Source organism: Frateuria sp. GZRe12, from assembly GCF_051900535.1.
Taxonomy (GTDB): Bacteria; Pseudomonadota; Gammaproteobacteria; order Xanthomonadales; family Rhodanobacteraceae; genus Frateuria_A.
In genome coordinates, this window is the sequence record NZ_JBHZGI010000001.1 from 290,420 (window position 1) to 304,016 (window position 13,597).

The 13,597-nt window shown below is 66.0% G+C and carries 10 protein-coding genes and 2 tRNA genes; 6 read left to right on the top strand and 6 right to left on the bottom strand.

The window, feature by feature from the left end:
* The first annotated feature begins 6 nt into the window (after nt 1-6).
* Nucleotides 7-92 (top strand) — tRNA-Leu (locus ACFWZ4_RS01280).
* Between the two features lie 240 nt (nt 93-332).
* Nucleotides 333-821 (top strand): hypothetical protein, encoded by a 489-nt coding sequence (locus ACFWZ4_RS01285; protein WP_439702968.1) that lies wholly within the window; start codon nt 333-335, stop codon nt 819-821.
* A gap of 40 nt (nt 822-861) precedes the next feature.
* On the opposite strand, the gene ACFWZ4_RS01290 is transcribed toward ACFWZ4_RS01285, so the two are convergent.
* The 4 genes from ACFWZ4_RS01290 to ACFWZ4_RS01305 all read right to left on the bottom strand — a co-directional run bounded on the left by ACFWZ4_RS01290 (nt 862) and on the right by ACFWZ4_RS01305 (nt 5,347).
* On the bottom strand, nt 862-2,424 hold the full coding sequence (locus ACFWZ4_RS01290; protein WP_439702969.1) for an MASE1 domain-containing protein: 1,563 nt from the start codon (nt 2,422-2,424) through the stop codon (nt 862-864).
* A 190-nt stretch (nt 2,425-2,614) separates the two neighbouring features.
* Nucleotides 2,615-2,989, bottom strand: a complete 375-nt coding sequence (locus ACFWZ4_RS01295; protein ID WP_439666056.1) for a response regulator — start codon at nt 2,987-2,989, stop codon at nt 2,615-2,617.
* 8 nt (nt 2,990-2,997) lie between these two features.
* The gene (locus tag ACFWZ4_RS01300) at nt 2,998-3,240 is read right to left on the bottom strand and encodes a DUF2188 domain-containing protein (protein WP_231325494.1); all 243 of its coding nucleotides are present in this window, start codon (nt 3,238-3,240) and stop codon (nt 2,998-3,000) included.
* A 166-nt stretch (nt 3,241-3,406) separates the two neighbouring features.
* The gene (locus ACFWZ4_RS01305) at nt 3,407-5,347 is read right to left on the bottom strand and encodes an SUMF1/EgtB/PvdO family nonheme iron enzyme (protein ID WP_439702970.1); all 1,941 of its coding nucleotides are present in this window, start codon (nt 5,345-5,347) and stop codon (nt 3,407-3,409) included.
* Nucleotides 5,348-5,462: 115 nt separating this feature from the next.
* Between ACFWZ4_RS01305 and ACFWZ4_RS01310 the strand changes: the two genes are divergently transcribed.
* A complete protein-coding gene (locus tag ACFWZ4_RS01310) occupies nt 5,463-6,578 on the top strand; it encodes a ribonuclease D (protein ID WP_439702971.1) in 1,116 nt (371 codons plus the stop codon).
* Between the two features lie 58 nt (nt 6,579-6,636).
* Nucleotides 6,637-6,712 (top strand) — tRNA-Ala (locus tag ACFWZ4_RS01315).
* 62 nt (nt 6,713-6,774) lie between these two features.
* Here ACFWZ4_RS01315 and ACFWZ4_RS01320 read toward each other — a convergent pair.
* Together ACFWZ4_RS01320 and ACFWZ4_RS01325 are read right to left on the bottom strand one after the other, a co-directional pair.
* Entirely contained in the window at nt 6,775-6,948 is a 174-nt protein-coding gene (locus ACFWZ4_RS01320; RefSeq protein WP_439702972.1) for a hypothetical protein, read from the bottom strand.
* A 132-nt stretch (nt 6,949-7,080) separates the two neighbouring features.
* Nucleotides 7,081-8,697, bottom strand: a complete 1,617-nt coding sequence (locus ACFWZ4_RS01325) for an alpha-glucosidase family protein (RefSeq protein WP_439702973.1) — start codon at nt 8,695-8,697, stop codon at nt 7,081-7,083.
* 398 nt (nt 8,698-9,095) lie between these two features.
* On the opposite strand from ACFWZ4_RS01325, the gene ACFWZ4_RS01330 reads away from it, so the two are divergent.
* Together ACFWZ4_RS01330 and ACFWZ4_RS01335 are read left to right on the top strand one after the other, a co-directional pair.
* Complete coding sequence (locus ACFWZ4_RS01330) at nt 9,096-11,924, top strand: TonB-dependent receptor (protein WP_439702974.1); 2,829 nt, start codon at nt 9,096-9,098, stop codon at nt 11,922-11,924.
* A gap of 100 nt (nt 11,925-12,024) precedes the next feature.
* Entirely contained in the window at nt 12,025-13,575 is a 1,551-nt protein-coding gene (locus ACFWZ4_RS01335) for an alpha-amylase family glycosyl hydrolase (protein WP_439702976.1), read from the top strand.
* Nucleotides 13,576-13,597: the final 22 nt, after the last annotated feature.

Here is a 13,597-nt window from a genome sequence, read left to right on the forward strand (position 1 = left end):
TCTTGTGCCGGTGTGGCGGAATGGTAGACGCGGCGGACTCAAAATCCGCTTCTGGCGACAGAGTGTAGGTTCGAGTCCTATCACCGGTACCACAAGAACCGTATCGAAAGAGCCCGCCACGCGCGGGCTTTTTTTTGCCCGGCGTTGCGAAAGAACAGTCATTCCAAGAGTCGGCGTGGCGAGCGCTGCAGTCGAAAACCCGCGACGCACTACTCCGCGACAACCGCCGCACAGGATTGAATTAGGACTCGCGACTTCTCAAAAATATCACTTTTGCTGCTGATAGAGTGGCGAAGCTCAATCAGTGAGCAATCAACTAGGGGAAAATTGTCATGAGCAAATCTTCGTTTCGTCGCGCCATCTGTGCGAGCCTGATCGCCATGGGGATTGCGGGCACTGCCGTGTCGGCGGCGCCATTCGATGGAGGTCTGGGACAGGCTTGGCCCAATGCACAGGATGTAAGCGCAAATGGACATTGGCATGTATATGTATTCGCCAATAACGGAATTCGCTACATTCAGGTCAACGACATCAGCGGTAATGTTCGTCTCGCATTCGGCACCGCCGGTGGCCAGTTCCTGGTTCTTCCCATGGGGCGCGATGCCCAGCATGTCTCCACGCCACAGCAGTCACTGGCCGCAGAGACCACGGCGGTGCCGCTGACCTCCTACACCGAAACCGTGTACCGGGACGGCGATACCCAGATTGACGCCGTACCGATGAGTGATGGAACCACGCGTTTCTCGGTCTCACCGCTTACGACGACCAGCCTTTTGTCCCCATGCGATAATCCGGCCGAATGCAATGGCCATCTGAATTGACAGCCAAAAAAAACCGCCTCAAAAGGCGGTTTTTTTTGAGTTACGAAATGTCGGGATCATAGAGTATGACGCTGACGCGTTGGCCGCCCCCCAACGCTCGTGCCCGCGCCCTTCCCTCGAAGATGATCGCCCTGTCCTTGATGGCTCCCAAGCCGAGTCCACTGCCCCCCAGTGCGGGAAACAGGTCGTCCCAGCGCACCTTACCGAGCTGAGCGTAGTCGACTTGGGCATCCACGCAGAGTACCGCCCAGCGACGTCCTCCAAAGGACCCGCATCGCAATTGCAGGTTGATGCGACTGACGTTTCGCTTTGAACAGGCGAGGCTTACCGCCTCGCATGACAGGCGGTACAGGGCGATGCGCAAACCATTGGACAACGCGTCGAGTTCGGCGCCCCGTATGTTGCACCAGTAGGCAATGCCCGCCTCGTCCAGCGCGCGTGGCATCGCACCCTCGCGCAGCGCGGCCCTCAAGCCACGCTCCTGCCAGGCCAACGGATAAAGCGAATCAGCGAGCCGGTACATCTGATGCTGCGTGATCGCGGCTTGCCGGCAGTAGCTGCGCTCGTCCGTCCCAGGCATAAGACAGCGCAGCCGGCCGAGCAACTGGGTATAGGAAGCCTGGATGAGGCCGCCCATCTGCTCCAGGGCGTGGGAGGTTTGCCGCAGCTGCAATTCGCCCAGGGAAATGTTGCGCTGGGCCACCGCAAACGCCATGCGGGCGTCCATCAACCTGCGATCCTCTCTTTCGTGCAGCGCGGCAATGCGTCCCCCAAGCATCAGCATGGTGGTGGTAGTGAAGGCAACGAACACCTGCGCGTGCAGCGTGTCGCTATCTTCGACTGCCGGCATCGAAAGCACGACCGCGATACTGGCTACGGTCCCACCCACGGCAGCGCCCCGCCAGCCATGTCGCAGCGAGAGCCATGCCACGGGCAGGAACATCGCAACCCTGGCTTCCTCCCCGGCCTCGCCCGGGACACTCGATGCCAGCCAGACCAGCAATGCCAGCGACGGAAGCAGCAAGCACGCCGTGTCCATGGCCAGCCGGCTTTCCGGAAAGCGTGCCCAAAGCCCGGTTCCATCGCTTGCAGCCAACGCCTCGCGCACAAGCAGGACAACAGGTACGAGGGCGAGCATGCCCATGTAGTTGCCCACGAAGTACCAACCGGCGACCACCAGCATCTTGACCTGGAAGTGATCGACCTCCACGCCACGCATCATCGAATACGTGGCCATGTTCACGGTCGTTCCGATGAGGGCGACCAGGAAGATCGTCAGCAGCAGGACATTGGTATTCGTCGTGGATGGCGTCGGGAAAAGACGCCGGCGCTCCCGGCACCAGCGCGCGACCGGCATGGCGAACAGCATCGGCGGCACCATGTAAGTGCTGCCCCACAGCCAGCCGTATACGCTTGCGCAATCCACGGCATTGCCAACCAGTGCCGCTCCCTCGCCGACGGCGAGCGCGGGCCAGTAGCGATACGGAACGAACAGCAACGCGCTGAGCCGGACCCCGGCGAACACCGCCCAGTGGGAGAAGGACAGATGGTGTGCTGCGCTATATGCAAGCACGTAGGCGGCGGCTACGGCGACCTGGCGCATCCAGGCGCGCTTCCATAGTTCCCGTGGCATCTTCCCTTCCCCCGGCATTCCGAGCCCCACCTGCTCAGAGCGTTCATCCCTACAAATCAACCGAATTTCGCGTGAAATCGCGGTGAAATCCGGCCTTTCCCGATCCTAACCGAAGCAAGGCTCCATTGCTTCCACGTGCGCCAGCGAAAAAATCGAGCCCCTAGCAAGAATAGGACGATGCAAGCTCGGCCACCATTCGGAACAGGTCGTTCCGGTGGAAGGGCTTCTGCAGTGTGGGGCGTTCCTGCCAGGGTTCGCGCAGGCCATGGGCCCCATAGCCGGTGGCGAAGGCGAAGGGAATCTCGCGGGCCGCCAAGGCCTCCGCGACGGGGTAGACCTCGTCGCCACCGACGTTCACGTCGAGGATCGCCAGGTCGATGGCCTCCGTGCGAGCGGCCTCGACCGCCTGTTCGATCCGCGCCATCGGGCCGATGATGGTGTGGCCGGCCTCCGAAAGCATGTCTTCCAGCAACATGGCCACCAGCATCTCGTCTTCGACCAGCAGGATCCGCCAGGGGCCGGACGTCTTTTCCATTGGGCTACCTATTGCAACAGAGTCGTGGAGTCCGGATCGGCCAGTTCGTGCCAGCTGCCATCGCTCTCCTGCACGCGCACCGGCGGATGCTGGAGGCCCCAGGCGCGCGCCAGCTTGGCACGCACCCGCACGGCCGCCGAGATCGCCTCGGCGCGCGTGGGATAAGTTCCCACACGAGAGGCGTCCCCTTTCACGATCCAGGGAGCCTCACCGCTGAACGGCACGAACAAGCGTACGGTTTCGGGATTCATTGCGCCCTCCCCCCGGATGGCTCCGCCTGCCGGGAATCCGGCGAGCAACGCGCAACCGCTGGCCGGATATGCAGTCTTGCAGATGTCGCGTGGCTTGGGTAGGTCGTTTCGCGCGCCCCTTGCGGGCGCGCGCTCCGACCTTTGGGCATCCTCTTCAGGCGCGTGTCTACAGTTCGCGAACGACGCGGAAACCCACGCGCGCGCTGCGCACGTTTCCATCCGCGCCCTGCCGGTAGGCCGAGCGCACCTGGTCGGGCGAACTGCCCCACGAACCGCCGCGCACGACGTGCACGCTGCAGCCCGGGTTGAGCCAGGCGCTGCCGTCGACTGGTGCGCGCACGTAATTGTCGTGCCAGCAGTCGGCGACCCATTCGGAAACGTTGCCGTCGATGTCGTACAAGCCGAACGGATTCGCCACGAAGCTCGCCCCCGGCGCCGGTCCCCAATAACCATCGCGGTAACTGGGAAAGGCGTTGCTCCAGCGCCGTCCGCTGGGTGACCGATCGCCGCTGCCGGTGAGGTTCTCCACCTTGCGCGTAGGCGCCTGCCCGCCCCACCAGAAGCGGGTCTGGGTACCGCCACGCAGGGCGTACTCGAACTCGGCCTCGCTCGGCAGGCGGTAGCGCTTGCCCGTGCGCTCACCGAGCCAGGCAGCGTAGGCCCTGGCATCGCGCCAGGACACGTTGACTACCGGCAGATCGTCCGGTGCCGGTCGACCGGCGTAATCGTCCTGCCAGGTGGCGTGCGAGTCGTCGCGCAGGGCACCGCTGCGCTCGTCGTACACGCTGGCGCCCCCCAGCCTGACCGAGTCGGGCTGATAGCCACTGGCCCGAACGAATTCGCGGAACTGGCCCACCGTGACCTCGGCACGCGCCATCGCAAAACCCTTGTCCAGCGCGACCTGGTGCATGGGCGTCTCGGCGTCGGCATGGTCCTCTTCCCCGTCCGGTGCGCCCATGCGGAAGCTGCCGGTGGGAACCACGACCATCGCTGGCGTATGGCCCGGCAGGTCCACGAACCGGTCGCTGAACACCTGTCCCGGCTTGTAGCTGGCATACAGCCGGGCGTTGGTGAGCTGTTGCTGGAACACGTCGATGCCCTTCAGGTCCGGCTGCAGGGCCTGCGCCTGGCCCGCAAGCCGCTGCGCCAGGTCCAGGTTGCCGGCGTCCAGCGCCGAGCGCGCCTGTGCCAACAGTCCGCTGGCGCGCTGGCGGCGGATGCCCTCGACACGGTTGCGCACGTCCTTAAGTTGCTGCGCGCCCGGGCGGATGGTTTCCGCTTCCGCCAGCGCCCGGTCGGCGGCGGCGAAATCGTTTTGCGCCACGGCCGCGAGGGCGCGGTCCAGCACGGCTCGCTGCACCTGGAAGATGCCCTGCTCCGCCATCGCGTTCTGGGGATCGAGCGCCTGCACCTGGCGGTAAACGTCCAGGGCGCTGGCGCCCTGTGGCTGGTCGGCCTTGCCTTGCTGGAGCAGCGAGGCTGCCTGAGCCAGCATGGGCCGAACCTTGGCCAGGGTCTTCAGCCCCTGCTCCAACTGCGTCACGTCGTCAGCCGCGTTGGGCAGGCCGCGCAGGCCCTCGAGCAGGTCCTGGGCCGAGTCGGCATCGCCGACCGCAATGTCCTGGCCGATCTGTGCCACCACCTGCGCCCGCACCTGGTTGAGGCCCTGTGCGGCGGCACGGCTGTCGGGCTTGTCCTTCAACGCCTGCGCGTAGAACGCGGCGGCGCTGTCCTCGCCGCCGACCAGCCGCCCGCCCTGCATGGCCTTGTCGGCGCGCGCAAGCAGTGCCTGGACCTCCGGCGTGTCGGCGCTGAGCTGTTCGGGAAGATGCTGGTTGCCCTTGTTCATCCTCGACGCGATCACCGCGGCCGGGGCCAGCGTAAGCGGCGGGCCAGCATCGGCTTCGGCGTCAAGCGGCGTGCGCGACGCGCGCTGCCCGGCCGGCGGGGCGACTCCCATCGAGGCCGGCCGGCGGGTCGTCATCGTGGCGGGGTCCACATGGAACACCCGCGGGAAGAAGTGGTAGACCAGCGCCGCACCGAGCACGAGCACGCCCAGTGCGCCACCGAGAGTGCGCTGGAGGCGGACGGTTTCGTTGCTCGGCATGAAGGTCCCAAGGCTGTTATCGTGCGCCGCTCACCTTATGGCAGGGCCGATGACAGGGCAATGCGCATCGCGCGCCCCGGACGCCCGCCGAACCCGACACCGAGGAATCTTCCGCATGTCCGTGCCCATCGCGGCCGCCGCCACATGGATCGATAGCCGCGACACGCTGGACGCGTGGCTGGCCCAGCTGCCGGCCGACGCGGCGTTAGGTGTGGACACCGAGTTCATGCGCCGCAACACGTTCCACCCCCAGCTCGCGCTGCTGCAGCTGGGCTGGAACGGCCGCTACGCACTGGTCGACCCGCGGGCTTTCGATATCGGCGATGCGCTGCACCCGCGCCTGGCTACGGGGCCGACGGTAACGATCATGCACAGCGCCGGCGAGGACCTCGAAGCCCTCGCCCCGCTGCTGCCCGAAGGTCCCGGCACGCTGTTCGACACCCAGATCGCGGCGGCCTTCGTCGGCATGGGGCTGGGGATGAGCTACCGCGCATTGGTTGCCGAACTGGTCGGCGTCGAGCTGGACAAGGGCGAAACCCGCTCGGACTGGCTGCAGCGACCGCTCACCGAGTCGCAACGGTTGTACGCCACCCTGGATGTGGTGTACCTGGAACCCGTACATGCACACCTCGCGGCGCGCCTCGCCGAACGTGGCCGCGCGGAATGGCACGCCGAGGATTGCGAGCGACTGAAGCGCCGCGCCAACGCACACGAGGGCGACCCTCAACCGCAGCGCAGCTTTCGCGCCGCCGCGGAATGGTCGCGCGAACAGCAGGCACTGCTGCGTCGCATCCTGCTATGGCGCGACCGCAGCGCACGCACTCTCGACCGCCCCCGCTCGTGGCTGCTGGAGGATGCGCTGGCACTCGGTTTCGCACAGAACCCGCCGTCCAGTCTCGCCGAACTGGACCAGCGCAGCCGCGGCCAGCGTGCGCTCCGTTCGCCCCAACGGGCGGAACTGTTCGAACTGCTCAAACCCGCCCCGGATGCGCACGAACTGGCGACGACCGCCGCGATTCCCGCGCCTGTGATGGGCGCCGTCAAGAAATCGCTCGCCGCGATGAAGGACACCGTCGATCGCCTGGCCGGCGAACTCGATCTGCCGCCCGGACTGCTGTGTCCGCGCAAGGTGCTCGAGGAATACCTCACCACGCGGGAATGGCCGGACTTCCTCGAAGGCTGGCGCCGCGAAGTGCTGCACGGGCCGCTGACGGGCTTGATGCCGGACTGACGAGGCTCGAACCTCTTGGCGAACGCCACGCGACGCTGCTAACATGCGCGGCTCGCGTGGGGTGGTAGCTCAGCTGGGAGAGCGTCGCGTTCGCAATGCGAAGGTCGGGAGTTCGATCCTCCTCCACTCCACCAATCCGTTCCAGACGAAAGCCCCGGCGGCGCAGGCCCCCGGGGCTTTCTGTTTCCTGCACCGGCTACGGGTGGTCGAACCCTTCTTCGCGCTTGGCCTCGCGATCGGCTTCCCTGCTATCGCGTGCTTCCTTGTCGTCGCGCTTTTCCTGCAGCTTGCGGTCCATCCGCGCGATGTCATTGTCGTTGCGGTCGCCGGTGCCGTGCGGGCGGTTGGCAGGGGGCATGGGATTGGGCATGCGATGACTCCGGAGGAAAGGAACGATCGCCACCCTACGCGCCGCGCGCTCAGCGTTGCGTGATCCCGCCCGCCGAGGCATTGCATCCCCCAAGCCGGTGGGCGAGGACTCTGTCCAGAGGCCCGCGCGTGCTCAGTCCAGTCGCGCGAACACCACTCCATGGGCAGGCAACCGCAACCGCCCCGCGGCAAACGCGCCTTGCGGGAGACCGTGGCCATCGATGGCTCGCCAACTACCGTCGAGTGCCAATTTGGCCTCGAGCGCGTCGACGCCGAGGTTGAAGGCCACCAATACCGTCTCGTCGCCGTGGCTACGGGTGAACGCGAGCACGGGCTCGGTGGTGTCGAGAAAACGGATGTCGCCCCAGCGCAGGGCGGGCTGGCCCTGGCGCCAGCGCAGGATGCGGCGGAAGCCGTGCAACGCGGATGCCGGATCGTCCTCCTGCCGCGCCACGGCCAACGCGCGGTGCTCGGCAGGCACCGGCAACCACGGTTCACCGCGACTGAAGCCTGCGTGGGCGTCGCCATTCCATGGCATTGGCGTACGGCAACCGTCGCGGCCTTTGAACTGTGGCCAGAAGGCGATGCCGTAGGGATCCTTGAGCGACTCGTACGGGACCTGCGCTTCGGTCAGGCCCAGCTCTTCGCCCTGATAGATGCACACCGAGCCGCGCAGCGAGCAGACCAGCGCGGTGAACAGGTTGGCCAGCGCCGCGGTCGGCCTCGCCCTGCCCCAGCGGCTGAGCACGCGCTCGACGTCGTGGTTGGAGATCGCCCAGCACGGCCAGCCTTCGCGCATTTGCGTCTCAAGCTGCCCCACCGTTCCGCGGATGTGCGCGGCACTGAAATCGTCGGTGAGCAACTCGAAGCTGTAGCCCATGTGCAGGCGCCCGGCCCCGGTGTATTCGGCCATGGTCACCAATGAGTCTTCGGAGGAAATCTCGCCCAGCGCCACCGTGCCGGGGTATTGATCGAGCAGCGCGCGCAGCTCGGCCAGGAAGGCCAGGTTTTCCGGCTGCGTGTTGTTGTACCAGTGGTACTGGAAGGCGTACGGGTTGTCCGGGCTGAAGCCGCGGCCGACGCGCTGCTCCTTCGGCTTGGGCGGGTTGTCGCGCAGCTGCGCGTCGTGGAAGCAGAAGTTGATCGCGTCCAGGCGCAGGCCGTCGACGCCGCGCTCGAGCCAGAAACGCACGCACTCGAGGATCGCCGCGCGCACCGCGGGATTGTGGAAGTTGAGGTCCGGCTGCGAGCCCAGGAAGTTGTGCAAAAAATACTGACCGCGCCGCGGCTCCCACTGCCAGGCGACGCCGCCGAAGATCGACAGCCAGTTGTTCGGCGGTGAGCCATCGTCCTTCGCGTCCGCCCAGACATACCAGTCGGCCTTGGGGTTGTCGCGGCTGGACCGGCTCTCCTGGAACCAGGCGTGGTCGACCGACGTGTGGCTGAGCACCTGGTCGATCATCACGCGGATACCCAGGCCGTGCGCCTTGGCCAGCAGCCGGTCGAAATCCTCCAGCTTGCCGAACATCGGATCGACGTCGCAGTAGTCGGCGATGTCGTAGCCGTAGTCGGCCATCGGCGACTTGAAGAACGGGGAGATCCAGATCGCGTCGACTCCCAGGCTCGCCACGTAGTCGAGCTTTTCGATGATCCCCGGCAGATCGCCTACACCGTCGCCGTTGGTATCCAGGAAGCTGCGCGGATAGATCTGGTAGGTGACGGCGCCGCGCCACCAGGGTGCATCACTCATTACCGGTCCCTGTTCCTTTCCTGCACCGCGCAAGGGCGCGCGCCGCAGCGTGGCGGGCAGCTTAACGGCTCCCTGCGCGGCCACCGGCGAACGTGCATACGTATTCATGCCTGCCTGCCATCGCATCGCAACAATGCAGTCTGCCGAAGCGTCCATGAGCCGGCTGGACCATTGCTGTCCAACGAAAGCAGCTGCCTGGCAGCGACCTCGCGGGGAGCCGTGCCGCCGCGGTTTTCGATGCAAAGCACAACAATGAATACGTATGCATACGGCTGTGCGCTCTCCAGGGGGCGACCTACCATGCCCATCGCGCCGGCTTGCCAGGCAGGCACCGGCCCAGGCCGCACACGCATCGGTACAGATGCCAACAGAACAACCGAAGTCCGGGGGAGAAAACGGTGATACTCAAACGCAATGTGCTTGCCTTTGCGCTTGCATCGGCGCTGTGCGCGGCAACCGCCGCCCATGCGGCCGGCGTGCAGGACACGGGCGACCAGGCTACGCCATCGACCGACAGCACCAGCACGCAGAAGGCCAGGCAGAAAAAGGCCAAGGTGCAGGCCACCGAACTGACGGGTGTCACCGTCACGGGCTTCCGCAAGAGCGTGGAAACCTCCATCGACGTCAAGCGCGACGCCGATACCATCAAGGAAGTCGTGACTGCCGCAGACATCGGCGGCTTGCCCGACGTGTCGATTTCCGATGCACTGACCCGCCTTCCCGGCGTGGCCGCCGAGCGCATCGACGGCGAATCGAGCGCGATCAACATCCGCGGCTTGTCCGGCGATTTCGTCGAGACCACGCTCGACGGCCGCGAACAGGCCGCGACCAGCGGCAGCCGCGTGACCCAGTTCGACCAGTATCCGTCGGAGCTGATCAGCCAGGCGGCGATCTACAAGTCGCCCAAGGCCTCGCTGATCGAGGGCGGCGTCGCCGGCACGGTGGAAATGCAGACCGCCAATCCGCTGGACAACGCCAAGCAGTACTCCGGCGTGCTGAACGTGCGTGGGAGCTACAACGACCGCGCCAACGAGACCGAGGGCGCCAACGCCCGCGGCTATCGCGTGAGCGCTTCGTTCCAGGGCAAGTTCCTGCACGACACGCTGGGCCTGGCCGCTGGCTTCGCCTCGCTCTACCAGCCGCACGTGGCCGACCAGTTCAACGGCCTGGCCTTCAATGGCACCAAGGACGTCAACGGCGATGGCGCCAACGAGTACACCAGCGAGGGCTTCGAGCTGCAGCAGAACGGCGGCATGCTCCGCCGCAACGGCTACATGGGCGTGTTGCAGTGGCGTCCGAGCGATAGTTTCGAGCTGAAGGCCGACGGTTTCTATTCCAAGTTCGACACCACCAGCGAAGGCCACGGCTTCCGCGTCAAGACGCTCAACAACGGCATCATTACCAACCCGGTGATCCTGCCCAACGGCGCGGTGACCGGCGGCACCATCACGCAGGATCCAGCCAACCCCTACTTCGTCGTGCAGACCACCAATGACGACAACTCGCTGAAGAACAGCGTGCTGTCCGGTGGCCTGAACGCGAAGTGGATGCTCGGCGGCTGGACCATCAGCTCGGACGTTTCTTACTCGCGCGCCAAGAGCGACTTCAACAACGGCGTGTCCTGGGGCCTGCTCTACAACGACATGGGCGCGGCCAACCCGGTGGCGGCCAACGATGAAGTGGTCGACTACCACTTGAACGGCATGCAGCCGGGCACGGTCGGCTTCAACCACGACTACACCGACCTCTCCCGCATGGGCCTGGGCAAGGTGGGCGTGTACCCGTACGTCTACGACGACAAGAGCAAGGCGTTCCGCACGGACGTGCGCTACGACTTCGTCGACAACGGCTTCCTCTCGGCGCTGGAGATGGGCGTGCGCTACTCGCGCCGCACCTACAACGCCGACCGCAGCGCGTTCGAATATGGCAACGACTTCGGCCAGTACCCGGCTGGCCAGCCGCCACTGGCGCTCGATCCGTCCAACGCGCACAAGGTCTGCTTCGAGGGCAATCTCTCCTCGTTCCCGTGCTTCCTGTCGATCAACACGCTGGCCGTGCTTGCCGCTAATGGCATCACGCCGACGCCGACCAAGAACTGGAACGCCAACTGGACGATGATCCAGAGCGCCGAGGTCGACGAGCACGTCTCCTCCGGCTACGTGATGGCCGACATCGACACCAACGTCGCCGACCACAACCTCACCGGCAACGTCGGCGTGCGCGTGGTGCACACCTCGCAGTACTCCAACGGTCTGCAGCAGATCGGCAGCGGCCAGGGCGAGCCGATCACCGACGAGCTTGGTGTCACTAGCACCGACTACATCCACGTGCGCCGCGGCAAGTCCTACACCGACTACCTGCCCTCGCTGAACCTCAACTGGCACTTCGACGAGTCCAACCAGTTGCGCTTCGCGGCGGCCAAGGTGATGTCGCGGCCGCCGCTGAACAAGCTGCTGACCGGCTCGGGCTCGTGGATCGACGGCAACACCTACAACATGTGGGGCAACACCAGCCCGTTCCTCGATCCGTTCTACGCCAAGCAGTACGACCTGTCGTTCGAGCACTACTCGCCCGATTCGACCGGCGCGTTCGCAGCGGCGCTGTTCTTCAAGCACATCGACTCGTTCATCGAGGACTACACGATCAACCCGTACGACTTCGCGGGCAACGGCATCCAGGTGCCGATCAACCCGGCGACGGGCCTCCCGTACGAGAACGGCCAGTACCAGACGGCCGTGAACAACGACAAGGGCGGCTTCGTGCGCGGCGTGGAGCTTTCCTACTCGCGCGTGTTCAACTTCCTGCCGGGCGCCTGGTCGGGCCTGGGCTTCACGGGCAGCTATTCGTACTCGCAAAGCCAGGTCACCTCGACCTCGACGCTCGGTGGCGCACCTCAGAAGATGGGCCTGCCCGGCCTGTCGCCGCGCGTGATCAACAGCACGCTGTTCTATGGCTACCACGGCTTCGACACGCGCCTGTCGGTGCGCCATCGCAGCGCGTTCGTGTCCAACCAGATGGCCGTCGACACGCAGATCGTCTACTACGCGCCGGAGACGGTGGTCGACTACCAGGCCTCCTATGCGTTCAAGAACGGCCTGAGCGTCCTGTTCCAGGTGAACAACCTGACCGACGAACCGACCCGCACCTACTTCGGCAACGAGGCGCAGACGGGCACGCTGCAGTGGTTCGGCCGGCAGTATCTGGTCGGCTTCACCTACGCGCTGTAAGCCTCGCGCCGGGCATGCACCTCCCCGCCCGCCCGGCGCGTCATTCTCCCCGGACCCGCGCGACCTGGCGGGTCCTTTTTTTTGCCTACGGGAAGCCTGCATGAAGCCGAACCGACTCGCGATCCGCCTCGCCACCTGCCTGGCCCTCCTTTGCGGCGTCGGCAACCTCCAGGCCGCCGCGCCCTCGTCGAAGGCGGCGCAGCCGGCCGCGCGCAGCGGCGTGTGGTACGAGATCTTCGTGCGCGCCTGGTACGACACCGACGGCAACGGGGTCGGAGATCTCAACGGCGTCACCGCCAAGCTCGACTACCTCAAGTCGCTCGGCATCGACGGCATCTGGCTGATGCCGATCAACCCGTCGCCCAGTTACCACGGCTACGACGTCACCGATTACCGCGCGATCAACCCCGAATACGGCACGCTGGCTGACTTCCATCGATTGATCGATGCGGCCCACGCGCGCGGCATCCGCGTGATCATGGACCTGGTGGTCAACCACACCAGCGACAGGCATCCATGGTTCCTCGCCGCCCGCGATCCGGCCGATCCTCACCACGCCTGGTATACCTGGGCCGGGCCGCACACCGACCTGCGGGCGACCAGCGCCACCGGCGGACCGGCCTGGCATGTGCTGGGCAAGCAGCATTACCTGGGCACCTTCACCGGCGCCATGCCGGACCTCGACTTCGACTCTCCCGCCGTGCGCGAAGCGGTCGATGACGTCGGCCGCTACTGGCTCGCGCAGGGCGTCGACGGCTTCCGCCTCGATGCGGCCCAGCACGTCTATTACGACCTCGCCACGCAGGCGGACGACCCGGCCGTGCTGCGCAGGAACCTTCAATGGTGGTCATCCTTCCACCGGGCGATGAAGAAAGCCGATCCGGACGTCTACCTGATCGGCGAGGTCACGCGGGAGCAGCCGGGCGAGCTCGGCCCCTGGTTCGGCCCGCTGGATGCCGTGTTCGATTTCCCGCTTGCCAGCCGCCTCGTCGCCAGTGCGCGAGACGAGCGCTCGGGAGCGTTGGCCGCCCTGCTCCAGCGTGTCGCAGCCGCCATCCCGGCCGGGCAGGATGCCCCCTTCCTGTCGAACCACGACCAGGAACGCGTGATGAGCCAGCTCGCCGGCAACGCGCAACACATGCGCATGGCCGCCGCGATGCTGCTCACCCTGCCCGGCGAACCGTTCATCTACTACGGCGAGGAGCTGGGCATGCGGGGCACCAAGCCCGACCCGGACCTGCGCGAGCCGATGCGCTGGCATCGTGACCCGCGCGCCGCCGGCGAGAGCCGCTGGAAGCGCTTCAGCGCCAGCGATGGCCCCGACGTATCGGTCCAGGCCCAGCAGGACGATGCGCATTCCCTGCTCGCCCGCTACCGCATGCTGATCGGCTGGCGCCAGGAAGTGCCTGCGCTTCGCGACGGCGTCCTGAGCGTCCCGGCCGTGTCCAATCCCCACCTCGCGGCCTGGGAGCTGGCTCACGCCGGCACTGACGTGCTCGTCGTACACAACCTTTCCCGCGAGCCGCAGACACTGAAACTGGCCGGCGCGCTCGCCCGATTCGGCCGGGTGCGCCTGGCCAGCATGCCCGGCGCGCGCATCGATTCCGGACAATTGCTATTGCCGGCTTACGCGTCCGTGGTGCTGCAGTGAGGCGCCATGTCGAACCGCTCCG